Origin of the sequence: Pseudomonas neuropathica, assembly GCF_015461835.1 — a bacterium.
Lineage (GTDB): Bacteria > Pseudomonadota > Gammaproteobacteria > Pseudomonadales > Pseudomonadaceae > Aquipseudomonas > Aquipseudomonas neuropathica.
Genome location: NZ_JACOPX010000016.1, coordinates 12,706 through 36,392 on the forward strand (window position 1 = coordinate 12,706; position 23,687 = coordinate 36,392).

Below are 23,687 nucleotides of genomic sequence, written 5' to 3' on the forward strand. Positions count from 1 at the left end.
TTTGTGTTGGCTGGGCTGGCCTCATCGCGAGCAGGCTCACTCCTACAGTTGGAATGCGTACCCCTGTAGGAGTGAGCCTGCTCGCGATAGCGTCGGTGAAGCTGCATCAATGTTCGAATGAGGTTAGTGATGTCCCAGGCTGAAAAAGTCGTTATCACAGGCAGCCCCCTGCGTTGGCAGGACGTGGTCGCCGTCGCCCGTCACGGTGCTCGTCTTGAGTTGTCGAGCGACACCTGGGCGCGCATCGAAAACGCGCAAGGCATCGTCCAGCGCATCGTCGCCAGCGGCGAGCGTGCCTATGGCGTCAACACCGGCCTGGGCGGTTTGTCCAATGTCTCGCTGCAGGACGAACAACTCAGCCAGTTGTCGCGCAACACCTTGCTCAGCCATGCCTGCGGCGTCGGCCCGGTGCTGCCCGATGAGCAGACTCGCGCGATCATCTGCGCGGCGATTCACAACTACAGCCACGGCAAATCCGGCATCCATCGCCGGGTCGTCGAAGGCCTGCTGGCGCTGCTCAATCGCGGCATCACCCCGCAAGTGCCGTCGCAAGGTTCGGTGGGTTATCTGACGCACATGGCGCACATCGGCATCGCGTTGCTCGGCGTCGGCAATGTCAGCTATCGCGGCCAGATCACCTCGGCGCAACAGGCATTGGCCGAAGAAGGCTTGAAACCGGTGCAACTGGGTGCGAAGGACGGTTTGTGCCTGGTCAACGGCACGCCGTGCATGACCGGCCTCAGTTGCCTGGCGATTGCCGATGCGACGCGGCTGCTGCAGTGGGCCGACGTCATCGGCGCCATGAGTTTCGAAGCCCAGCGCGGCCAGATCGATGCGTTCGATGCTGAGATCATCGCGCTGAAACCGCATCCGGGCATGCAGCAAGTGGGTATCAATCTGCGCGCCTTGCTCGATGGCAGTGAGGTGATCGCGTCGAGCAAAGGCATTCGTACTCAGGATGCGCTGAGCATCCGTTCGATCCCGCAGGTACACGGTGCCGCGCGTGATCAACTCGATCACGCGATCAAACAGGTCGAAGCCGAACTCAACGGCTGCACTGATAACCCGCTCCTGCTGGGCACGCCGGACAATTTCCGGGTGATGTCGCAAGCCAACCCGCACGGCCAATCGGTGGCGATGGCGGCGGATCTGCTGGCGATTGCCATGGCCGAAATCGGTTCGATTGCCGAGCGTCGTCTCGATCGTTTGGTGAACCCGCACGTCAGCGGTTTGCCGGCATTTCTGGTGGCCAATCCGGGAGTGAATTCCGGGATGATGATCGTGCAATACGTCGCCGCGTCACTGTGTGCGGAAAACCGTCAATTGGCGCAACCGGCGGTGCTCGATAACTACATCACCTCGGGCTTGCAGGAAGACCATTTGAGCATGGGCACCAATGCCGCGCTGAAGCTGCATCGCGCGCTGGAAAACTGCACGCAGATCCTCGCCATCGAGTACCTGCTGGCAGCGCAGGCGTTTGAATTCCTCAAGGAGCAGCGCTTTGGCGTGGGCACTGACCGCGCATGGCGACTGCTGCGCGAAACGGTTCCGGCCTACGATCAGGATCGCTGGCTGGCGCCGGATATCGCTGCTGCTGCGAGCGTGTTGAAAGCCCCGAATCTGCCGCACAACGCTTTACCGAATTTGCACTGAAAAATACCCACGCCAGCGTGCCAAGGCGCGACTCCCCAAAAGGCGAGACGCGACGGACAACGGACATCTCCGGAGCGTCTGGCGAGTTAATAACAAACTCTCAAAAGGAGCACAAAATGACTGCGCTGAACCTGATTCCCGGCCAACTGAGCCTGGCCCAACTGCGTGACGTCTACCAGAACCCGGTCAAGCTGACGCTCGACAACAGCGCCTCGGCGCAGATCGAAGCCAGCGTTGCCTGCGTTGAACAGATTCTCGCCGAGAACCGCACCGCCTACGGCATCAACACCGGTTTCGGCCTGCTGGCCTCTACGCGCATCGCCAGCGAAGACCTCGAGAACCTGCAGCGTTCGCTGGTGTTGTCCCACGCCGCCGGTGTTGGAGTGCCGATCAGCGATGAGCTGGTGCGGCTGATCATGGTGCTCAAGGTCAACAGCCTCAGCCGTGGCTTTTCCGGCATTCGCCGTGTGGTGATTGATGCGCTGATCGCGCTGATCAATGCCGAGGTTTATCCGCACATTCCGCTGAAGGGTTCGGTGGGCGCGTCGGGCGATCTGGCGCCGTTGGCGCATATGTCGCTGGTGCTGCTGGGTGAGGGCAAGGCGCGTTACAAGGGTGAGTGGGTGGAAGCCACTGAAGCGCTGAAAATCGCCGGTCTTACGCCGCTGACGTTGGCAGCGAAAGAAGGTCTGGCGCTGCTCAACGGTACTCAGGTTTCTACCGCGTTTGCCCTGCGCGGTCTGTTTGAAGGTGAAGACTTGTTCGCTGGCGCACTGGCGCTGGGCGGTCTGACGGTTGAAGCGGTATTGGGTTCGCGTTCGCCGTTCGATGCACGCATTCATGCGGCGCGTGGCCAGAAAGGTCAGATCGACGCTGCTGCCGCTTACCGCGATCTGCTCGGTGAACGCAGTGAAGTCTCCGACTCGCACCAGAACTGCGAAAAGGTTCAGGATCCGTATTCGTTGCGCTGCCAGCCGCAAGTCATGGGCGCTTGCCTGACGCAGTTCCGTCAGGCCGCAGAGGTTCTGGCTGTTGAAGCCAACGCCGTTTCCGACAATCCGCTGGTGTTTGCCGCTGAAGGCGACGTGATTTCCGGCGGCAACTTCCACGCCGAACCGGTGGCCATGGCCGCTGACAACATGGCGCTGGCTATCGCCGAAATCGGCTCGCTGAGCGAGCGTCGTATTTCGCTGATGATGGATAAACACATGTCGCAACTGCCGCCATTCCTCGTCGCCAATGGCGGGGTGAACTCCGGCTTCATGATTGCCCAGGTGACCGCTGCGGCGCTGGCCAGCGAGAACAAGGCGCTGTCCCATCCGCACTCGGTGGACAGTTTGCCGACCTCGGCCAACCAGGAAGACCACGTGTCGATGGCCCCGGCGGCTGGCAAGCGTCTGTGGGAAATGGCTGAAAACACTCGCGGGATTCTTGCGGTGGAATGGCTGGCGGCGGTGCAAGGTCTGGATCTGCGTAACGGTCTGAAGACCTCGGCGAAGCTGGAGCAGGCGCGGGCGATTCTGCGTAAGGAAGTGCCGTTTTATGAGAAGGACCGGTTCTTCGCGCCAGATATCAATGCGGCGACTGAGTTGTTGGCTTCGCGCTGCCTGACCGAGCTGGTTTCGGCGAAGCTTTTGCCTAGTTTGTAAGTGTTTTTTCAGGGAGAGCGTTGTTGTTGCTGACATCAATCCCCCTCACCCCAGCCCTCTCCCCCAAGGGGGAGAGGGGGAAGGGAGCCGATCTTCAAGTTTTTCAGAGCCTGGAGTTCGGCTCAAAATTTTCAGGTCGGTGTACCTCGACAGAACAACCCGGTCAGTCCCCTCTCCCTCCGGGAGAGGGCTAGGGTGAGGGGGCTTTTCAGAGGCTACCCACCAAACCAAACACAACGGAGGCCAACAGTGAAAACCCTCTGGCAACACTGCCACGTCGCAACCATGGCGCAGGGCGTCTACTCGATCATCGAAGATGCGGCCATCGTGACGTCCGGTGCGCTCATCGAGTGGATCGGCCCGCGTAATCAACTGCCATCTGGCGAATACCCGGCGGTCAATGATCTGCAAGGCGCGTGGGTCACCCCAGGCCTGATCGACTGCCACACTCACACGGTGTTCGGTGGCAACCGCAGCGGCGAATTCGAAAAACGTCTGCAAGGCGTTAGCTATGCCGAAATCGCAGCCTCCGGCGGCGGCATCGCCAGCACCGTGCGCGCGACGCGCGAAGCCACTGAAGACGAGCTGTTCGCCAGCGCCGCGAAACGCCTGAAAAGCCTGATGCGTGACGGCGTGACCACGGTTGAAATGAAGTCTGGTTACGGTCTCGATCTGGCCAGTGAACGCAAGATTCTTCGGGTCATCCGGCGTCTGGCCAAGGAGTTGCCGATCAGCGTGCGCAGCACCTGCCTGGCGGCCCACGCGTTGCCGCCGGAATACAAGGATCGCGCTGACGATTACATCGATCTGATCTGCACGGAGATGCTTCCGGCGCTGGCTGCCGAAGGGCTGGTCGACGCCGTGGACGCTTTCTGCGAGTACCTGGCGTTTTCGCCAGAGCAGGTCGAGCGTGTGTTCATTGCTGCGCAAAAACTCGGCCTGCCGGTGAAACTGCACGCCGAGCAACTGTCGTCGCTGCACGGCTCCAGCCTCGCCGCGCGCTATAAGGCGTTGTCCGCCGATCACCTGGAATTCATGGACGAAGCCGACGCCATCGCCATGGCCGAAGCCGACACCGTCGCGGTGCTGCTGCCGGGCGCATTCTACTTCCTGCGTGAAACCCAATTGCCGCCGATGGACGCCCTGCGCAAGCACAAGGTGAAGATCGCCATTGCCAGCGATCTCAACCCCGGTACTTCGCCGGCGCTGTCGTTGCGCCTGATGCTGAACATGGCCTGCACCTGTTTGCGCATGACCCCGGAAGAAGCCCTGGCCGGCGCGACCATTCACGCTGCACAAGCGCTGGGCATGGCCGACACCCACGGTTCGCTGGAAGTCGGCAAGGTCGCGGACTTTGTTGCCTGGCAAATCGATCGTCCAGCGGATCTGGCTTATTGGCTCGGTGGTGATCTGGATAAACGCGTCGTGCGTCACGGCGTCGAATCAAATCTGTAGGAGGGCGTTTGTGGATAAGGTTCTGAACTTCAAACAAGGTCGCGTGCCGCTGCTGATCAGCATGCCGCATGCCGGCGTGCGCCTGACCCCGGCGGTGGCGGCCGGGCTGATCCCGGACGCGAAAAGCCTGCCGGATACCGATTGGCACATCCCGCAGCTTTACGATTTTGCTGAAGAACTGGGCGCCAGCACCTTGGCCGCCGAGTATTCGCGTTTTGTGATTGACCTGAATCGCCCGTCCGACGACAAACCGCTGTACGCCGGTGCCACCACCGGTCTGTACCCGGCGACGCTGTTCGATGGCATTCCGTTGTTCCGCGAAGGGCACGAACCGTCGAAAGAAGAGCGTGCGACTTATCTGGAGCAGATCTGGACGCCGTACCACCGCACGCTTCAAGAAGAGCTGGCTCGATTGAAAGCCGAATTCGGCTACGCGCTGCTGTTCGACGCGCACTCGATCCGCTCGATCATCCCGCACCTGTTCGACGGCAAACTGCCGGACTTCAACCTCGGCACCTTCAACGGCGCCAGTTGCGATCCGCAATTGGCAGGCCAGTTGGAGGCGATCTGCGCCGGTCACGCCAATTACAGCCACGTATTGAACGGGCGCTTCAAGGGTGGCCACATCACCCGTCATTACGGCAACCCGGCCGAGAACATCCATGCCGTGCAACTGGAGTTGTGCCAGAGCACCTACATGGAAGAGTTCGAACCGTTCCGCTATCGCGCCGATCTGGCCGAGCCGACGCAGGTGGTACTAAAGGAATTGCTGCAGGGCTATCTGGCCTGGGGCGAAAAACACTACCGCAAATAATCACGCAATCCCCTGTGGGAGCGAGCTTGCTCGCGAAGGCGTCGTGTCAGTCGATATCAAATTCGACTGATCCGCCGCTTTCGCGAGCAAGCTCGCTCCCACAAGGTTTTGTATGCAGCAGAAAAATTGCGACAGCGCACAGGCATGCTCATTGACGTAAATCGGGTTTATGATGCCCAACGGCAGAATAATAGAAGTCCCCCCAGGGATGACCTCGACCCCTTACGGAGCGCGCAATGCAGACTTTGTTTCCGCAGATCAAACCTCACGCCCGGCACGATCTGGCTGTCGATGACACCCATACGCTGTACGTCGACGAAAGCGGTTCACCGGAGGGTTTGCCGGTTGTGTTCATCCACGGCGGCCCCGGCGCCGGTTGCGACGCGCAGAGCCGTCGCTATTTCGATCCGAACCTCTATCGCATTGTCACCTTCGACCAGCGCGGCTGCGGTCGCTCCACGCCGCACGCCAGCCTGGAAAACAACACCACCTGGGATCTGGTCGCCGACCTTGAGCGCATCCGCAAGCATCTGGGCATCGACAAATGGGTGCTGTTTGGCGGTTCGTGGGGTTCGACCCTGGCGCTGGCTTACGCGCAAACCCACCCGGAGCGTGTGCACGGTCTGATCCTGCGCGGGATCTTTCTCTGCCGTCCGCAGGAAATCGAGTGGTTCTATCAGGCCGGTGCCAGCCGTCTGTTCCCTGATTACTGGCAGGACTACATCGCGCCAATTCCGCTGGACGAGCGCGATGACCTGCTCAGCGCATTCCACAAGCGCCTGACCGGCAACGACCAGATCGCCCAGATGCACGCGGCCAAAGCCTGGTCGACCTGGGAAGGGCGCACCGCGACCCTGCGGCCGAACCCGTTGGTGGTCGATCGCTTCTCCGAGCCGCAGCGCGCGCTGTCGATTGCGCGGATCGAATGCCACTACTTCACCAACAATGCCTTCCTTGAGCCGAACCAGCTGATTCGCGACATGGGCAAGATCGCCCATCTGCCCGGCGTGATCATTCACGGTCGCTATGACGTGATCTGCCCGCTCGACAACGCCTGGGAATTGCACCAGGCCTGGCCGAACAGCGAACTGCAAGTGATCCGTGATGCCGGCCACGCGGCCTCTGAACCGGGCATCACCGATGCACTGGTGCGTGCGGCGGGCAACATGGCCCGACGCCTGCTCGATCTGCCGCCTGAAGAAGCATGAAGGGGCTGTTACAGCGTGTACGCGGTGCGCGGGTTGAAGTCGCCGGCGAAGTAGTTGGCGCGGTAGATCACGGTTTGCTGGTGCTGGTGGCGGTCGAACCCGACGACTCGCGTACCAGCGCCGACAAACTTCTGCATAAGCTGCTTAACTATCGGGTATTCAGTGATGCGGAGGGCAAGATGAACTTGTCCCTCGCCGATGTCGGTGGCGGGTTGCTGCTGGTCTCGCAGTTCACCCTAGCGGCCGACACCAAAAGCGGGTTGCGCCCGAGCTTTTCGACGGCGGCGCCTCCGGCCTTGGGCGAGGAATTGTTCGACTATCTATTAAGCAGTGCGAAACAGGTGCATGGCACTGTGGCATCAGGTAGATTCGGCGCCGATATGCAGGTGCATTTGGTCAACGATGGCCCGGTTACCTTTTTGTTACAGACCTGAAAGCGCTTGAAACACCTTTTTAGGAAATTTCGACTGTTTTTAGGGTGTTTTCGCGATAAATACTTTGTTACCCCTGATGCGTTGTCATGCGGGCTACTAGATAATCGCGCGCACTGGGATCAGCGTTCGCTGATTCATTTTTGACTTAGGTAGAGACTTGTCTGGATCCGATTGGGGAATCATTTTGCCCCAGCGGAGTCGGAACAATGCTCGCCAACTTGGCAAGGGTGCTCTGGAAGGTCGGCTTTTCACTGCCGAAAGCCTCACAGGCACTTCATCTGGCCGTTGGTTTTTTGATCTGTTTTCGGCGAGGGTTGCTCGTGATTGTTAGTCCCTGTAATGCAGCAAAAATGTCTGCCAAACGCATGCGAAGTGCCCTGGTAGCGGGTTCGGCGCTCCTGTGCCTGCTCAGCGCCGGTCAGCTTTGGGCGTTCAATCTTGACGATGTATCGGCCAAGGCCAAAGAGCTGGCCGGGCAGAAGTTCGAGGCCCCGCGCAGCAACCTGCCGAACGAATTCCGCGACATGAAATTCGCGGACTATCAGAAAATCCGCTTCCTCACCGAAAAGGCTGAGTGGGCTGATCAGAAGACCCCGTTCAAACTGTCCTTTTATCACCAGGGTATGCACTTCGATACACCGGTGAAAATCAACGAAATCACAGCGAACACCGTCGAAGAGATCAAATACGATCCGACCCGCTTTGATTTCGGCGACCTGAAATTCGATCCGAAAGCCACTGAACAACTGGGTTATGCCGGTTTCCGTGTGCTGTACCCGATCAACAAGGCCGACAAGCAAGACGAAATCATGACCATGCTCGGCGCGAGTTACTTCCGCGTTGTCGGCAAGGGCCACACCTACGGCCTTTCGGCGCGTGGTCTGGCGATTGATACCGCGCTGCCGTCGGGCGAAGAATTCCCGCGTTTTCGCGAGTTCTGGATTCAACAGCCGAAGCCGGGCGACAAGCACCTGGTGATCTTCGCCCTGCTGGATTCGCCGCGCGCCACCGGTGCCTACCGTCTGATCCTGCGTCCGGGCAGCGACACCATTGTCGACGTCAAGGCGCAGATGTTCCTGCGTGACAAGGTCGGCAAACTGGGTATCGCACCGCTGACCAGCATGTTCCTGTTCGGCGCCAACCAGCCGTCGAAAGTCCTCAACTACCGTCGTGAACTGCACGACTCCAGCGGTCTGTCGATCCATGCCGGCAACGGCGAGTGGATCTGGCGTCCGTTGAACAACCCTAAACACTTGGCCGTGAGCAACTTCAGCGTCGAGAACCTGCGTGGTTTCGGTCTGCTGCAGCGTGGTCGCGACTTCAGCCACTACGAAGACCTCGACGATCGCTACGACAAGCGCCCAAGCGCCTGGATCGAGCCGAAGGGCGAGTGGGGCAAAGGCACCGTTGATCTGGTAGAAATTCCGACCGCCGACGAAACCAACGACAACATCGTTGCGTTCTGGAGCCCGGAAAAAATGCCGGAGCCGGGTCAGCCGCTGGACTTCGCCTACCGCATGCACTGGACCATGGACGAAGCGGCGATTCATGCGCCGGACAGCGCCTGGGTTTCGCAGACTCTGCGTTCGACCGGTGACGTCAAGCAATCGAACCTGATCCGTCAGCCGGATGGCAGCGTTGCCTACCTGGTCGACTTCGAAGGTCCATCGCTGGCTGCACTGACTCCGGATGCTGACGTACGCAGTCAGGTCAGCGTCGGCGACAACGCCGAGCTGGTCGAGAACAGCGTGCGCTACAACCCGGAAACCAAAGGCTGGCGCTTGACCCTGCGCATGAAGATCAAGGACGCGAGCAAGTCGACCGAGATGCGTGCCGCCCTGGTTCAGCCAGTCGTGACTGCTGATCTGGCGAAATCGGTGCCGGCGTCCAACTCGTCCGTTGCCAAGGCCGACAAGGTTGCCGCCAAGCAACAAGAGAAACTCGACAAGGAAGCCAAGGCCGCCGAGGCCAAACAGGCCGACGCCAAGCCAGCTGCAGATGCCAAGGACAAGGCCAACAAAGACGCCAAGCAGCCAGCGGCTGCGGACGCGGCCCCAGCCACACCGGAATCGGCACCGACTGAAGAAGTCCTGACCGAGACCTGGAGCTATCAGTTGCCTGCCGATGAGTAACTCTCAAGTACAGCCAGAGACTTTGTCCGAGTATCTGGCGCATCTGCCGATGACCGACGAGCAGCGCGCGGAACTCGCGGGCTGTCAGTCGTTCAGCGAGCTGCATGAACGCCTGTCGTCTTCAACGTTCGACGCACCTGCCGAGGCCGCCCAGGCTTCGGTGGGCAAGCGCCTGATCCTCAGCACCGCCGAAGAGCTTGAAGACGCGGAGATGCTGGTGCTCGACGCCAGCGGTCGCGTCAGCATGAAGGCAACGCCGCCGATCCGTCGGACCAAGGTCGTGCCGGAGCCGTGGCGCACCAATATTCTGGTGCGTGGCTGGCGCCGTATGACCGGTCGCACTAACCCACCGCAGCCGCCAAAGGACGAAAACGTCCTGCCGGCCGCGCGCTGGCGCACCGTCGGTTCGATCCGTCGCTACATTCTGTTGCTGCTGATGCTTGGCCAGACCATCGTCGCCGGCTGGTACATGAAAGGCATCATGCCGTACCAGGGCTGGTCGTTCGTCGACCTCGAAGAAGTCCTGCACCAGCCGCTGCTGCAAACCGCTACGCAAGTGCTGCCGTATGCGCTGCAAACCAGCATCCTGATTCTGTTCGGGATTCTGTTCTGCTGGGTGTCGGCGGGTTTCTGGACCGCGTTGATGGGCTTCCTCGAGTTGCTCACCGGTCACGATAAATACCGTATCTCCGGCAAAAGCGCCGGTAACGAGCCGATTGCCAAAGACGCGCGTACCGCGCTGGTCATGCCGATCTGCAACGAAGACGTGCCGCGTGTGTTCGCCGGTTTGCGGGCGACGTTCGAATCGGTCGCTGCCACCGGTGATCTGGACCGCTTCGACTTCTTCGTCCTCAGCGACAGTAACGACACCGACATCTGTGTCGCCGAGCAACAGGCCTGGCTGGATGTCTGCCGCGAAGCCAAAGGCTTCGGCAAGATCTTCTATCGCCGTCGTCGCCGTCGGGTAAAACGTAAAAGCGGCAACCTCGACGACTTCTGCCGTCGCTGGGGCGGTGACTACAAGTACATGGTTGTGCTCGACGCTGACTCGGTGATGAGCGGCGAGTGCCTGACCAGTCTGGTGCGCTTGATGGAAGCCACGCCGGACGCCGGGATCATCCAGACCGCGCCGCGTGCGTCGGGCATGGACACCCTGTATGCGCGCATGCAGCAGTTCGCCACCCGCGTTTACGGCCCGCTGTTTACCGCCGGTCTGCACTTCTGGCAGTTGGGTGAATCCCACTACTGGGGTCACAACGCGATCATCCGCATGAAGCCGTTTATCGACCACTGCGCCCTGGCGCCGTTGCCGGGTAAAGGTGCGTTCTCCGGTGCGATCCTGTCTCACGACTTTGTTGAGGCCGCGCTGATGCGCCGTGCCGGCTGGGGCGTGTGGATTGCCTACGACCTGCCGGGCAGCTACGAAGAACTGCCGCCAAACCTGCTCGACGAACTCAAGCGTGACCGTCGCTGGTGCCACGGTAACCTGATGAACTTCCGTCTGTTCCTGGTTAAAGGCATGCACCCGGTGCACCGTGCGGTGTTCCTGACGGGCGTAATGTCGTACCTGTCGGCGCCGTTGTGGTTCTTCTTTCTGGTGTTGTCGACCGCCCTGCTGGCGGTGAACACGCTGATGGAGCCGCAGTACTTCCTCGAACCGCGTCAGCTCTATCCGTTGTGGCCACAATGGCACCCGGACAAGGCGATCGCGCTGTTCTCGACGACCATCGTGCTGCTGTTCCTGCCGAAACTGCTCAGCATCATCCTGATCTGGGCCAAGGGCGCGAAAGAGTTCGGCGGCAAGTTCAAGGTGACCCTGTCGATGCTGCTGGAGATGCTGTTCTCCATGCTGCTGGCGCCGGTGCGGATGATTTTCCACACCCGTTTCGTCCTCGCCGCATTCCTCGGCTGGGCCGCGACCTGGAATTCGCCGCAACGTGACGACGACTCGACACCTTGGAGCGAAGCGGTCAAACGCCACGGCCCGCAGACCCTGCTGGGTTTCTGCTGGGCGCTGCTGGTGATCTGGCTGAACCCGAGCTTCCTCTGGTGGCTGGTGCCGATTGTCGGTTCGCTGATGCTGTCGATCCCGGTGTCGGTGATCTCCAGCCGTGTCGGTCTGGGCCTGAAGTCCCGTGACGAGAGCCTGTTCCTCATCCCTGAGGAATACAATCCGCCGCAGGCGCTGCTGGCCACTGATCAGTACACCCACGAAAACCGTTACCACGCCCTCAACGACGGCTTTGTCCGCGCGGTGGTCGATCCTCAGCAGAACGCTTTGGCGTGCTCGCTGGCGACCTCCCGTCACGGTCAGGCCGAGCCGATCGAGTGGCTGCGTCAGGAACGTGTGCGTCACGCGATCAAGGTTGGCCCTGCGGGGTTGAACAACCATGATCGCCTGCAACTGCTCAGCGACCCGGTAGCCTTGGCACGCCTGCATGAGCAGGTCTGGGCAGAAGGTCACGCTGAGTGGCTGGATGCATGGCGCGCTTCGGTGAAAGCTGATCCGCATGCGCCGTTGCTGCCGCTTCAACCGGTGAGCTTGCAGGCGCAACCGGCCTGATAAAGAAACCCCGCGATAATGCGGGGTTTTTTTATTGCGCTGAAAAGCCCCTCACCCTAGCCCTCTCCCAGAGGGAGAGGGGACCGACCGCGTTGAGTATTCGAGTTACACCGACCTGAAATATCCAGTCGAACTCGGATTTGAACAGCATGAAGATCGGCTCCCTTTCCCCCTCGCCCCCTTGGGGGAGAGGGTTGGGGTGAGGGGGTAGCCCTTGATTGTTAAACAAATCGTCCATTAAACCTTGTGCAAAAAAACGAGTGCGTTAGCATCCGTCCCCGAATTGGCGCACCCGGGCTTTTTTGCCCGTCTCTGTTGGTTTTCGCGCCGCACACGCAATGGTTTTGGGGACTTGAAGATGAAGAAGTATCTGTCGATGCTGCTGGTCGGCGTCACGGCACTGGTTGCAGTCAATGCGGCGCAGGCTGGCGCAATCGATGACGCGGTCAAGCGCGGCACGTTGAAAGTCGGTATGGATCCGACATACATGCCGTTCGAAATGACCAACAAGCGCGGCGAAATCATCGGTTTCGAAGTCGACATCCTCAAAGCCATGTCCAAGGCCATGGGCGTCAAACTGGAACTGGTCTCCACCGGTTACGACGGCATCATTCCGGCGCTGATGACCGACAAATTCGACATGATCGGCAGCGGCATGACCCTGACTCAGGAACGCAACCTGCGCCTGAACTTCAGCGAACCGTTCATCGTGGTTGGCCAGACCCTGCTGATCCGCAAGGAGCTGGAAGGCACCATCAAGTCGTACAAAGACCTGAACAGCGCCGACTACCGCATCACCTCCAAGCTTGGCACCACCGGTGAAATGGTCGCCAAGAAGCTCATCTCCAAGGCCAAGTACCACGGCTACGACAACGAGCAGGAAGCCGTGCTCGACGTGGTCAACGGCAAGGCTGACGCCTTCATCTACGACGCGCCGTACAACGTCGTTGCGGTGACCAAGGTCGGCGCCGGCAAACTGGTGTTCCTCGACAAGCCGTTCACCTACGAGCCTTTGGCGTTTGGTCTGAAGAAGGGTGATTACGACAGCCTCAACTTCATCAACAACTTCCTGCACCAGATCCACGAAGACGGCACCTACGATCGCATCCATGACAAGTGGTTCAAGAGCACCGAGTGGCTCAAGGACATGGAATAAGCCCGGTCAGATAGACCGAGTCGCCCCATTCGCGAGCAAGCTCGCTCCCACAGAGGAATGCATTCCAATGTGGGAGCGAGCTTGCTCGCGAAGGGGCCCTCCAGAGCAACACAAAATCCGGAACCTGCAATGAAACAGAAAAAAGCCCAATGGCCCTGGCACGTCCTCACCGTGCTGGTGCTGGTCGGCCTGGCCGGCGCGTTGTATTACGCGACGTCGCTGATGTCCTACGAATGGCGCTGGAACCGCGTGCCGCAGTACTTCGCCTATCAGGCCGAGGAAACCCAGCGTGCCACCGACATCTCCACCGTCACCGAACTGGTGCGCAAGGGCGGGAGCGCGCAAGTCACCCTGCGCAACGACGCCGGTGACGAGCAGCACCTGACTGTCGACGAGAACAGCCTGCAATTCGCTCAGGGCGACGATGTCGCCGAAGGTGACGTCGTGGGCGTGACTCGCCATTGGGCGGCAGGGCCGCTGTTGTGGGGGCTGTGGACGACGCTTTGGCTGTCAGTGGTTTCCGGTGTCCTGGGTTTGCTGATCGGTCTGGTCACCGGCCTCTGCCGGCTGTCGAACAACCCGACCCTGCGCGACCTCTCGACCATTTACGTCGAACTGGTACGCGGTACGCCGTTGCTGGTGCAGATCTTCATTTTCTACTTCTTCATCGGCACGGTGATGAACCTGTCCCGCGAGTTCGCCGGGATCGCCGCGCTGTCGCTGTTCACTGGCGCCTACGTGGCGGAGATCATCCGCTCCGGCGTGCAATCGATTGCCCGTGGCCAGAACGAAGCGGCGCGCTCGCTCGGTCTGAGTGCCGGTCAATCGATGCGTCACGTGGTGTTGCCGCAAGCGCTGAAACGCGTGCTGCCGCCGCTGGCCGGGCAATTCATCAGTCTGGTCAAGGACACCTCGCTGGTGTCGGTGATCGCCATCACCGAACTGCTAAAAAGCGGCCGCGAGGTCATCACCACCTCGTTCTCGCCGTTCGAGATTCTGTTCTGCGTCGCCGGCCTGTACCTGTTGATCAACCTGCCGCTGTCGAAAATCGCCAGCCGGCTTGAGCGGAGGCTCGCGCAAAGTGATTGAAGTCCGCGATCTGGTAAAAGTTTTCGACACCCGTGGGCAAGTGGTGCGCGCGGTGGATAACGTCAGCACCACGGTCGCCAAAGGCGAAGTGCTGGTGGTGATCGGCCCGTCGGGTTCCGGCAAGTCGACCTTCCTGCGCTGCCTCAATGGCCTGGAAGAATTCGATTCCGGCTCGGTGAGCATCGACGGCCTGCAACTGGCCGACCCGAAAACCGACGTCAACGCCTACCGCCGCGAAGTCGGCATGGTCTTCCAGCACTTCAACCTGTTCCCGCACATGACCGTGCTGGAAAACCTCTGTCTGGCGCAGAAAGTCGTGCGCAAGCGTGGCAAGAAAGAGCGCGAAGCCAAGGCGATGGAATTGCTGAAAAAGGTCGGCATCGCACAAAAAGCCAACGAATTTCCGTCACGCCTGTCCGGTGGTCAGCAACAGCGCGTGGCGATTGCCCGGGCGCTGGCGATGGAGCCGAAGGTCATGCTGTTCGATGAGCCGACCTCGGCGCTCGACCCGGAAATGGTCGGCGAGGTGCTGGACGTGATGAAGAACCTGGCCGTGGAAGGCATGACCATGGTCTGCGTGACCCACGAGATGGGCTTTGCCCGGGAAGTGGCGGATCGGGTGTTGTTCTTCGATCACGGCAAGCTGCTGGAAGATGCCGCACCGGCGGAGTTCTTTGATGCACCGAAAGATCCGCGCGCCCAGGCCTTCCTGCGCCAGGTCCTGTAATCTCCGCGCCTGTCAGTAAGCCTTCGCGAGCAAGCTCGCTCCCACAGTGAATGGGTCGAATACAACCTTTTTGATCGACACAAATCCTGTGGGAGCGAGCTTGCTCGCGAAGGCATCACCTCGATTCTGAATGAATCGAGGTTTTCGGATCACCTCAAACCTTGAAGCGCCCCACCAGCATCTGCAAGTGAGTGCCCAAGCGCGCCAGCTCAACGCTGGACGCCGCCGTCTCTTCACTCGCCGCCGATGTCTGATCCGACACGTCCCGCACATTCAGCACGCTACGGTTGATCTCTTCCGCCACCGCGCTCTGCTGCTCGGCCGCTGCCGCAATCTGCTGGTTCATCGCCTGAATCGCCGACACGGTACGGGTGATGCTTTCCAGCGAACCGCCCGCGCGACGCGTCAGCTCAACGCTGCTGTCGGTCAGGGTGCGGCTGTTGTCCATGATCGTCGCCACTTGCTGGGTGCCGTTTTGCAGGCCGACGATCAGCTCTTCGATCTCTTCGGTGGATTTTTGCGTGCGCTGGGCGAGGCTGCGCACCTCGTCGGCAACTACCGCGAAACCGCGCCCGGCTTCACCGGCACGCGCGGCTTCGATGGCGGCGTTGAGGGCCAGCAGGTTGGTTTGTTGCGCTACCGACTTGATCACGTCGAGGACGCTGCCGATCTTGTCGCTTTCGCGTTTCAGTTCACCCATGGCTTCGGTCGAGTGACCGACTTCAGCGGCCAGCCGCTCGATCTGCGCGATCGCTTCGCCCACCACCTTGTCGCCTTCGCGAGCCTGTTGGTCGGCGGCGACGGCGGCCTCGGAGGCTTCTTCGGCATTACGCGCGACTTCCTGCACGGTGGCGGCCATTTCGTTCATGGCCGTGGCAACCTGATCGGTCTCGATTTTCTGGTTGTTGACCCCGGCGCTGGTCTGCTCGGTCACCGCCGAGAGTTCTTCAGCGGCGCTGGCGATCTGGGTGACGCCGTCGCTGATCCCGCCGACCAGTTCACGCAGGCCTTGGGTCATGCTCTGCATCGAGCGCTGCAATTGACCGAGCTCGTCGCGACGCAGGGACACCAGGTTGTGAGTCAGGTCGCCCGCGGCCACGCGCTCGGCGACTTTCAGGGTCTGGTTCAGCGGGATGATGATCTGGCGGGTGATCGCCCAGGCGGCAAGCAAGCCGAAAGCCACGGCGAGCAAGGTGGCGATGATCAGCATGTTTTTGGCGTGAGCGGCATCGGTGTCACGTACGACGGTTTGCGATTCAGTGAGTTTCTTGCTGACGTCGATGAGGATGTCGCCCTGCGTCGACATGCGCGCGGCGGCCTTGGCGTTGTTGACCTGTGAGTCGCGGAACTGCGCAACGGCCGCGCGATAGGCTTTGATCGAGTCGGTGGCCTGTTGCAGGTTGGCGATGTGCTGTTCCGGCAGTTTTGCCGGCAGGCTGTCGAGGTTTTTCAGGGCGTTGTCGATGGCGTCGAGCGCCGGTTGCTCCGCTTCGGCCTTGCCGCTGTAGGTGTAGCCGCGCACTTGGTAGCGGGCTTGCTGCAGCAGTTTGCTCAGCTCGATCACGCTGTTGAATTGCGCGACGCTGTCACCCGCCAGCATGGATTTTTCCACTTCCGCGACTTTCGCCACGGCGTTGTCGGCACTGGCGCCGAGCTTGCTGCGGGCGTCTTCGCGCTGCACGGTGGCTTGGGTCATGTCGGCAAAAGCGCGTTTGTATTCGGCAACGGCGGCCAGTTGTTGATCGACCATCGCCGCGTCGGACGGCTGTTCAATCAGGCTGCGCGCGGTTTGCAGGCCGCTGTCGAGTTTGCCGAGCAGGTCGTTGACCACGCCCGGTCCTTGTTCGCCACGGCGCGCTTCGTAGTCCAGACGCGCCAGGCGCAGGTCCTTGGTCAGTTCGTTGAGACTGGAGATAAAACCGAGCTTGTCACCGCGGCTGATAATACCGCTCATGCCGGTCCAGCCGGTGAAGGTGATCAACAGTGTCAGCAACAGCACCAGGCCGAAACCGATTCCCAGCTTGCGTTTGACGCTGACGTTTCCAAGACTCTCGGCTAACCAACGGTACATGCGACGACTCCCCGACCACTAATTGGACTTATGGAGAGGGTATCGGCCGAATAATGGCAATCTGTAACACCATTTATCCGGGACGCCGCCATCCTGTAGGAGCTGTCGAGTGAAACGAGGCTGCGATCTTTTGATCTTGTTTTTTTGAAGCAAAATCAAAAGATCGTCCGATCGCGGCCCGAGCCTTCGGCAGCTCCTGCACGGGAGCGGAGTTGAACTTAGAAGAGACGGGCGAGGAGGGCGGTGACGGCGGTTTCGACGCGCAGGATGCGTTCGCCGAGTTGCACCGGTTGCAGGCCGGACTTGGCCAGCAAATCGATTTCGTAAGGAATCCAGCCACCTTCGGGACCGATGGCCAGCGTTACCGGTTCGCTCAAGGCGCGTGGGCACGGCGGATAGTTGCCGGGGTGGCCGACCAGACCGAGGGTTCCGTCGGTGATCGCCGGCAACCGGTCTTCCACGAAAGGCTTGAAGCGTTTTTCGATGATGATTTCCGGCAGCACGGTGTCGCGGGCCTGTTCGAGGCCGAGGATCAGTTGCTCACGAATCGCTTCAGGTTCCAGAAACGGCGTCTGCCAAAAACTCTTCTCGACCCGATAGCTGTTGACCAGGATCACCTTCGACACGCCCATGGTCGCCACGGTCTGAAACACCCGACGGAGCATCTTCGGGCGTGGCAGAGCGAGTACCAAGGTCAGCGGCAGCTTGGCCGGTGGTGGCTGATCGAGGTTGACGCGCAGCTCGGCTTCACCTGCTTCGAGGCGCAACAGCTCAGCCGAACCCATCAGCCCGTTGATACGGCCAACGCGCAGGCTGTCACCGACTTCCGAGCGGTGGACTTCCTGCATGTGGGTCAAGCGGCGATCACGCAGCACCACGCGGTCGGCCGCAATGAAATCGGCCTCTTCGAGCAACAGCAGGTTCATGCCTGGGTCGCTGGCGGCTGGTCGTTGTGGTCGTCGGCCGGGTTCTCTTCCGGACGCTCGCGCTTGCTGATCAAGCCACCGAATAGAATTCCGATTTCAAACAACATCCACATCGGCACGGCCAGCAGGGTCTGCGAGAAGATGTCCGGCGGCGTCAGGATCATGCCGACCACGAAGCAGCCGATGATCACGTACGGGCGGATCTTCTTCAGGTATTTGACGTCGACCACGCCGATCCACACCAGCAGCACCACAGCCACCGGGATCTCGAACGCCACGCCGAAGGCGAAGAACAGCGTCATGACGAAATCGAGGTAACTGGCGATGTCGGTCATCATTTCCACGCCGGCCGGGGTAGCGGCAGCGAAGAACTTGAAGATCAGCGGGAACACGAAGTAATAGGCGAACGCCATGCCGGTGTAGAACAGCAGAATGCTCGACACCAGCAGTGGCACCGCGATGCGTTTCTCATGTTTGTACAGACCTGGCGCGATAAAGCCCCAGATTTGATGCAGGATCACCGGAATCGCAAGGAACAGCGAGACCATCATCGTCAGCTTCAGCGGCGTCAGGAACGGTGACGACACGTCGGTGGCGATCATCGTCGCGCCGACCGGCAGGTACTGGCGCAGCGGGGTCGAGACGAAGGTATAGATCTGCTGGGTGAACGCAAACAGCCCGGCGAAGATGATGAAGATCGCCGCCACACAACGCAGCAGGCGGGTGCGCAACTCGGTGAGGTGCGAAACCAGCGGCATGTGCTGGTCGTTTTCGGGGAGATCGCTCATGGGGCTCGCGGCGGCAGAGTAGGGTCGTGAGGCGCTGGTGTGATCGGCGCGGCAGTTGGAGCTACATGTTCAACTGAAGTGTCAGCAGCGGGCACTGGTTCTGTCGGCGCTACAACGGCAGCAGGTGCAGGTGTCGGAGCAGGCGCATGAATCGTCTGTTCGCCCACATGCTCAACCGGCGTCGGCTCTTGCTGAACCGGGCTGAAAATCTTCCGCGCCTCCTGCTCCAGCGACAGAATGTGCTCGTTGTGCAGTTGCCGACGAATCTCGTCGGCACCAATTTCACGTTCAACTTCCTGTTTGATCGCGTTGAAGCTGCGTTTCAGCCGGCCGACCCACAGGCCGGCGGTACGCGCAGCGCCCGGCAGACGCTCGGGGCCCAGCACCAGCAGGGCGACGAGGCCGACGAGCAGCAGTTCAGAGAAGCTGATACCAAACATTAGTCAGTGCTCACACGTCTTTGCGGATCGGCTCTTCGACTTTCTGCGCCTGCACGTCGATGGTGTGCGGCGGATTGGCCTGAGCGGTGGCTTGCGGCTGCACCGGTGGCACCGGTTGCGCAGGCGTAACGGTTGGATCAGCGGCCGGTTTTTCGTCGTCGTTCATGGCTTTGCGGAAGCCCTTGATCGACTCGCCAACGTCGGTGCCGAGATTTTTCAGTTTCTTGGTGCCGAACACCAGCACCACGACAACCAGAATGACGATCCAGTGTTTCCAGTCAAAAATGCCCATGTTGCTGTTCCTCTCTAAAAGTTGTTCAGGCGGACGGACGCGAGGCTTTCTCGACGTGTCCGGACAGACCGAAGCGGCGATCCAGTTCATCCAGCACGGCCTGCGGATGCTGCCCCAGTTGGGCGAGCATGACCATGCTGTGGAACCACAGGTCAGCGGTCTCGTAGATCACGTCGCTGCAGTCGCCGCTGATGGCAGCATCCTTGGCGGCAATAATGGTTTCGACCGACTCTTCGCCGACTTTCTCCAGAATCTTGTTCAAACCCTTGTGATACAGACTAGCCACATACGAGCTGTCGGCGGCTGCGCCTTTGCGCTCTTCGAGCACTTCGGCCAGGCGGGTCAGGGTGTCACTCATGTTTGTGTCCTGCGGAATAGATAGCGTGCGGGTCTTTCAGAACCGGGTCGACTGTCTTCCAGTCGCCGTTTTCGAAGACACGGTAGAAGCAGCTTTGACGGCCGGTATGGCAAGCGATGTCGCCGATCTGTTCAACCATCAGGATGATCACGTCGGCATCACAGTCCAGACGCATTTCATGCAGCGTCTGCACATGGCCGGACTCTTCGCCCTTGCGCCACAGCTTGCCACGGGAACGTGACCAGTAGATTGCACGGTTTTCCGCGGCGGTCAGTTCGAGCGCTTCGCGGTTCATCCAGGCCATCATCAGCACGCGTCCGGTCTTGTGATCCTGGGCAATCGCCGGCACCAGGCCATCAGCGTCCCACTTGATCTCGTCCAGCCAGTTTTTCATCTTCGACTCCGACAGCGAACCCCACACTTCAATAGTCGGGCTCAGGCATTGAAACAGTGTGCCAGCCGATCACGAAACTGGCTATCGGCGAACGACCAGATACAAGCCGACTGCCACCATGATCCCGGCCGGCCAATGCCCCAATTCGTGCAGCGGGCCACCGATGGCGAGGATCACCCCGCCGGCCAGATGCGCGCAACCGAGCAGGCGCAGGAACCAGTCGTCCTTGCGTTTGTGCCACGGTGGCGGCGGGTCGTAGGCGTGCGGCTGCGACATGCGTTCGAGCAGATCACGGGCCATGTTGGCCAGGTGCGGCAGTTGTTCGAACTGGCTCTGCACGTTGCCCAGCAAGGCTTTCGGGCTGACGCGCTCGCGCATCCAGCGTTCGAGGAACGGCTGCGCGGTGTTCCACAGATCCAGATCCGGATACAACTGACGGCCGAGGCCTTCGATGTTCAACAGGGTCTTTTGCAGCAGCACCAGTTGCGGCTGCACTTCCATATTGAAGCGTCGCGCAGTCTGGAACAGGCGCATCAGCACCTGGCCAAATGAAATATCTTTTAACGGTTTTTCGAAGATCGGTTCGCACACAGTGCGGATCGCCGCTTCGAATTCGTTGAGTTTGGTTTCCGCCGGCACCCAGCCCGAATCGATGTGCAATTGCGCCACACGACGGTAATCACGCTTGAAGAAGGCGAACAGGTTGCGCGCCAGATAATCCTGGTCTTCCGGGGTCAGACTGCCGACGATGCCGCAGTCGATCGCAATGTATTGCGGGCTCCACGGATTGACGGTGCTGACGAAGATGTTGCCCGGGTGCATGTCGGCGTGAAAGAAGCTGTCGCGGAACACTTGGGTGAAGAAGATCTCCACACCGCGCTCGGCGAGCATTTTCATGTCGGTGCGCTGGTCGGCGAGGGTCGCCAGATCGGTGACCTGAATGCCGTAGATGCGCTCCATCACCAGCACTTTCGGTCGGCACCAGTCCCAATAGACTTGCGGCACGTAGAGCAGCGGCGAACCTTCGAAGTTGCGCTTCAACTGGCTGGCGTTGGCCGCCTCGCGCAGCAGATCGAGTTCGTCGTAGATGGTTTTTTCGTAGTCCTGCACCACGTCGACCGGGTGCAGCAGGCGCGCATCGGCGGAGAGTTTTTCGGCAGCACGGGCGAGGATAAACAGCCACGCCAGATCCTGCGCGATGATCGGCTTCAGACCCGGACGGATCACCTTGACCACCACTTCTTCGCCGGTTTTCAACTGCGCGGCATGTACCTGCGCCACGGAGGCTGAGGCCAGTGGCTCAACGTCGAAACGGCTGAACACGTCGCTGATCTTTTTGCCCAACTGTTCTTCGATCAGCTTGATCGACAGTTGCGAATCGAACGGCGGCACGCGGTCCTGCAGCAGCATCAGCTCATCGGCGATGTCTTCCGGCAGCAGGTCGCGGCGGGTCGAAAGAATCTGCCCGAACTTGATGAAAATCGGCCCGAGATCCTGCAACGCCAGGCGCAGCCGCGCACCCCGACTCAGATCCAGCGGCTTACGCGGGAACCAGCGCCACGGCAGCACATAGCGCAGCGCCAGAAGGAGCCACGGCAACGGCAGATCGAACAGCAGGTCATCGAGGCGGTAGCGGATCACGACGCGCTGGATGCGCAACAGACGGCGGACGGCAAGCAGCTTCATGCGTTATCGCTTGGGTCGAGGGATCGGGAAAGGCGCTCGAAACGCGCCTCGAGACGTTCCAGATCAAGTTTGATCCGGTCCAGTTCGCTGAACCGCGCTTCGGCTTCGCGCTGCCCGACGAGGGTGCGCGATTCTTCGGCGAGGTATTCGGCGAGGTTCTGGTTGAGGCTGGCAAATCCTTGTTGATACCAGCGTGCGCGGCTGCGCAGATGACCACCGACCAGTTGCGTGGCGACCGGGCCGAGCCAGCGCGAGAGTTCGTACTCCCAGTCCAGCTCAAGGTCTTGCAGCACACCGGCCAGCTCCAGCAGCACGCCGCTGTCGCCATCGAGTTCGACTTCCGGGGCGTGCAGCACCGCAGTCTTGTCTTTGCTCACGGCCAGTTTGATCAGGCTCGAGGCCGGCGCACGCAGGGTGCAGTCGACGCCGGTTTCCCAATGCGCGGCCAGCATCAGACCTTCGTCACTCGGCAGGATGAACAGTTGCAGCGCCGGGCTGCGGCAGTCGACGGCAATCACCTTGCCGGTCAAATGCGCCAGCCGCGGCAGCGCCGTGCTGTCGAGACGCAGCACCCGGTTGAGGCCGAGTTCAACGCTGGCGAGCAGCCCGGTGAGCAACATCAGGGCTTGATGCCACGGTGCAGGGCGACGATGCCTGCGGTCATGTTGTGATAGGTCACGCGGTCGAAACCGGCGTCAACCATCATCGACTTCAACGTTTCCTGATTCGGGTGCATGCGGATCGATTCGGCCAGGTAGCGATAGCTTTCCGAGTCGTTGGTGATCAGCTTGCCCATCAGCGGCATGAAGGCGAACGAATAAGCGTCGTAGGCTTTCGACATCAGCGCGTTGGTCGGTTTGGAAAATTCCAGCACCAGCAGACGACCGCCGGGCTTGAGCACGCGCAGCATCGAGCGCAGCGCGTCTTCTTTATGCGTCACGTTGCGCAGGCCGAAGGCGATGGTCACGCAGTCGAAGTGGTTGTCCGGGAACGGCAGTTTTTCTGCGTCCGCCTGAACGAACTCGACGTTGCCAGCGACACCCAGATCGAGCAGGCGGTCACGGCCGACCTTGAGCATCGATTCGTTGATGTCGGCCAATACCACCTGACCGGTCGGGCCGACCAGGTGCGAGAACTTTTTGGTCAGGTCACCGGTACCGCCGGCGATGTCCAGCACGCGGTTACCGCTGCGTACGCCCGACAGTTCGATCGCGAAACGCTTCCACAGGCGGTGCATGCCGCCCGACAGAAGGTCGTTCATCAAGTCGTATTTCGCGGCTACCGAGTGGAAAACTTCAGCGACTTTTTCCGCTTTCTGGCTTTCCGGAACGTTTTTGAAGCCGAAGTGAGTGGTGGGTTCGGCATCGCTGCCTTTGCGCTGATCAGTCATATCGCTGTCACCAAAAGAGAATGCGCGACATTCTAATCCCCAAGCCATGCTTTGTCTTGGAATGGCTAAAGGTAAGATGGGCAACCTTCGGGACGATTTGCCGCAGCGGCGGTCAAGATTTACCGACACATCTTTTTAAATCAGGAGTCATGCAATGGCCAAAATCACTGTTGAGCGTGCCCACAACCTGGGTAAGGAAGCCGCCCGCGAGAAGGCCGACAAGCTGGCGCAAAAACTCTCCGATCAATATGGCCTGGAGCCGCAATGGTCCGGCGATACCCTGAACCTCAAGCGCTCGGGCGTGAAAGGCGCGGTGCATGTGGCGGACGATTCGATCAAGGTCGATGTGGAGTTGGGCATCATGATGTCGGCCATGAGCGGCATGATCAAAGCCGAGATCGAGAAAGCGTTGGACAAGGCGCTGGTCTGAAGATCAAAAGATCGCAGCCTTCGGCAGCTCCT

The 23,687-nt window shown here is 60.4% G+C and carries 22 protein-coding genes and 1 pseudogene; 12 read left to right on the top strand and 11 right to left on the bottom strand.

Annotated features, from left to right (window positions below):
* Nucleotides 1-129: 129 nt before the first annotated feature.
* The 11 genes from hutH (H8F23_RS22380) (at nucleotide 130) to H8F23_RS22430 (ending at nucleotide 14,880) form a co-directional block, all read left to right on the top strand.
* Complete coding sequence (hutH, locus tag H8F23_RS22380) at nucleotides 130-1,653, top strand: histidine ammonia-lyase (RefSeq protein WP_194935801.1); 1,524 nt, start codon at nucleotides 130-132, stop codon at nucleotides 1,651-1,653.
* Nucleotides 1,654-1,769: 116 nt separating this feature from the next.
* Entirely contained in the window at nucleotides 1,770-3,302 is a 1,533-nt protein-coding gene (gene hutH, locus H8F23_RS22385; protein ID WP_194935802.1) for a histidine ammonia-lyase, read from the top strand.
* A gap of 249 nt (nucleotides 3,303-3,551) precedes the next feature.
* A complete protein-coding gene (hutI, locus tag H8F23_RS22390; protein WP_194935803.1) occupies nucleotides 3,552-4,757 on the top strand; it encodes an imidazolonepropionase in 1,206 nt (401 codons plus the stop codon).
* A gap of 10 nt (nucleotides 4,758-4,767) precedes the next feature.
* A complete protein-coding gene (hutG, locus tag H8F23_RS22395; RefSeq protein WP_194935804.1) occupies nucleotides 4,768-5,571 on the top strand; it encodes an N-formylglutamate deformylase in 804 nt (267 codons plus the stop codon).
* 236 nt (nucleotides 5,572-5,807) lie between these two features.
* Nucleotides 5,808-6,779, top strand: coding sequence for a prolyl aminopeptidase (gene pip, locus H8F23_RS22400; RefSeq protein WP_008080611.1), 972 nt, complete (start codon nucleotides 5,808-5,810; stop codon nucleotides 6,777-6,779).
* The gene (dtd, locus tag H8F23_RS22405; RefSeq protein WP_194935805.1) at nucleotides 6,776-7,213 is read left to right on the top strand and encodes a D-aminoacyl-tRNA deacylase; all 438 of its coding nucleotides are present in this window, start codon (nucleotides 6,776-6,778) and stop codon (nucleotides 7,211-7,213) included. Before pip ends, dtd begins: the two co-directional genes overlap by 4 nt.
* A 350-nt stretch (nucleotides 7,214-7,563) precedes the next feature.
* Nucleotides 7,564-9,345, top strand: a complete 1,782-nt coding sequence (locus H8F23_RS22410) for a glucan biosynthesis protein G (RefSeq protein ID WP_228759339.1) — start codon at nucleotides 7,564-7,566, stop codon at nucleotides 9,343-9,345.
* Complete coding sequence (mdoH, locus tag H8F23_RS22415; RefSeq protein ID WP_093430060.1) at nucleotides 9,338-11,908, top strand: glucans biosynthesis glucosyltransferase MdoH; 2,571 nt, start codon at nucleotides 9,338-9,340, stop codon at nucleotides 11,906-11,908. Before H8F23_RS22410 ends, mdoH begins: the two co-directional genes overlap by 8 nt.
* Before the next feature lie 358 nt (nucleotides 11,909-12,266).
* Complete coding sequence (locus H8F23_RS22420) at nucleotides 12,267-13,064, top strand: transporter substrate-binding domain-containing protein (RefSeq protein ID WP_093430341.1); 798 nt, start codon at nucleotides 12,267-12,269, stop codon at nucleotides 13,062-13,064.
* A 129-nt stretch (nucleotides 13,065-13,193) separates the two neighbouring features.
* Complete coding sequence (locus H8F23_RS22425; RefSeq protein ID WP_194935806.1) at nucleotides 13,194-14,153, top strand: amino acid ABC transporter permease; 960 nt, start codon at nucleotides 13,194-13,196, stop codon at nucleotides 14,151-14,153.
* The gene (locus H8F23_RS22430; RefSeq protein ID WP_064388890.1) at nucleotides 14,146-14,880 is read left to right on the top strand and encodes an amino acid ABC transporter ATP-binding protein; all 735 of its coding nucleotides are present in this window, start codon (nucleotides 14,146-14,148) and stop codon (nucleotides 14,878-14,880) included. Before H8F23_RS22425 ends, H8F23_RS22430 begins: the two co-directional genes overlap by 8 nt.
* A gap of 154 nt (nucleotides 14,881-15,034) precedes the next feature.
* Here H8F23_RS22430 and H8F23_RS29355 read toward each other — a convergent pair whose 3' ends face one another.
* From H8F23_RS29355 to ubiE, 11 genes and pseudogenes are all read right to left on the bottom strand, one after another.
* Complete coding sequence (locus H8F23_RS29355) at nucleotides 15,035-15,907, bottom strand: methyl-accepting chemotaxis protein (protein WP_371748299.1); 873 nt, start codon at nucleotides 15,905-15,907, stop codon at nucleotides 15,035-15,037.
* Nucleotides 15,890-16,951: pseudogene (locus tag H8F23_RS29360) on the bottom strand (methyl-accepting chemotaxis protein); the annotation flags it as partial. The pseudogene H8F23_RS29360 and the gene H8F23_RS29355, both read right to left, overlap by 18 nt.
* 218 nt (nucleotides 16,952-17,169) lie before the next feature.
* A complete protein-coding gene (locus H8F23_RS22440; protein WP_194935808.1) occupies nucleotides 17,170-17,877 on the bottom strand; it encodes a 16S rRNA (uracil(1498)-N(3))-methyltransferase in 708 nt (235 codons plus the stop codon).
* Nucleotides 17,874-18,665, bottom strand: coding sequence for a twin-arginine translocase subunit TatC (gene tatC, locus H8F23_RS22445; RefSeq protein WP_093430065.1), 792 nt, complete (start codon nucleotides 18,663-18,665; stop codon nucleotides 17,874-17,876). The genes H8F23_RS22440 and tatC overlap by 4 nt, the downstream gene beginning before the upstream one ends.
* A complete protein-coding gene (gene tatB / locus H8F23_RS22450; RefSeq protein ID WP_194935809.1) occupies nucleotides 18,662-19,105 on the bottom strand; it encodes a Sec-independent protein translocase protein TatB in 444 nt (147 codons plus the stop codon). The genes tatC and tatB overlap by 4 nt, the downstream gene beginning before the upstream one ends.
* A gap of 10 nt (nucleotides 19,106-19,115) precedes the next feature.
* Nucleotides 19,116-19,397 carry a twin-arginine translocase TatA/TatE family subunit gene (locus H8F23_RS22455; RefSeq protein WP_003220847.1) on the bottom strand — a complete coding sequence of 94 codons (282 nt, stop codon included), beginning with the start codon at nucleotides 19,395-19,397 and terminating at the stop codon, nucleotides 19,116-19,118.
* 25 nt (nucleotides 19,398-19,422) lie between these two features.
* Nucleotides 19,423-19,755, bottom strand: coding sequence for a phosphoribosyl-ATP diphosphatase (locus H8F23_RS22460; RefSeq protein WP_007909355.1), 333 nt, complete (start codon nucleotides 19,753-19,755; stop codon nucleotides 19,423-19,425).
* Complete coding sequence (hisI, locus tag H8F23_RS22465) at nucleotides 19,748-20,149, bottom strand: phosphoribosyl-AMP cyclohydrolase (protein ID WP_007909357.1); 402 nt, start codon at nucleotides 20,147-20,149, stop codon at nucleotides 19,748-19,750. Before hisI ends, H8F23_RS22460 begins: the two co-directional genes overlap by 8 nt.
* 81 nt (nucleotides 20,150-20,230) lie before the next feature.
* On the bottom strand, nucleotides 20,231-21,835 hold the full coding sequence (ubiB, locus tag H8F23_RS22470; protein WP_194935810.1) for a ubiquinone biosynthesis regulatory protein kinase UbiB: 1,605 nt from the start codon (nucleotides 21,833-21,835) through the stop codon (nucleotides 20,231-20,233).
* Nucleotides 21,832-22,455 (bottom strand): ubiquinone biosynthesis accessory factor UbiJ, encoded by a 624-nt coding sequence (locus H8F23_RS22475; protein ID WP_194935811.1) that lies wholly within the window; start codon nucleotides 22,453-22,455, stop codon nucleotides 21,832-21,834. The genes ubiB and H8F23_RS22475 overlap by 4 nt, the downstream gene beginning before the upstream one ends.
* Nucleotides 22,455-23,225, bottom strand: a complete 771-nt coding sequence (gene ubiE / locus H8F23_RS22480) for a bifunctional demethylmenaquinone methyltransferase/2-methoxy-6-polyprenyl-1,4-benzoquinol methylase UbiE (protein ID WP_008080626.1) — start codon at nucleotides 23,223-23,225, stop codon at nucleotides 22,455-22,457. The genes H8F23_RS22475 and ubiE overlap by 1 nt, the downstream gene beginning before the upstream one ends.
* Before the next feature lie 154 nt (nucleotides 23,226-23,379).
* Here ubiE and H8F23_RS22485 point away from each other — a divergent pair, with 154 nt between their 5' ends.
* A complete protein-coding gene (locus H8F23_RS22485; protein WP_093430067.1) occupies nucleotides 23,380-23,655 on the top strand; it encodes a polyhydroxyalkanoic acid system family protein in 276 nt (91 codons plus the stop codon).
* Nucleotides 23,656-23,687: the final 32 nt, after the last annotated feature.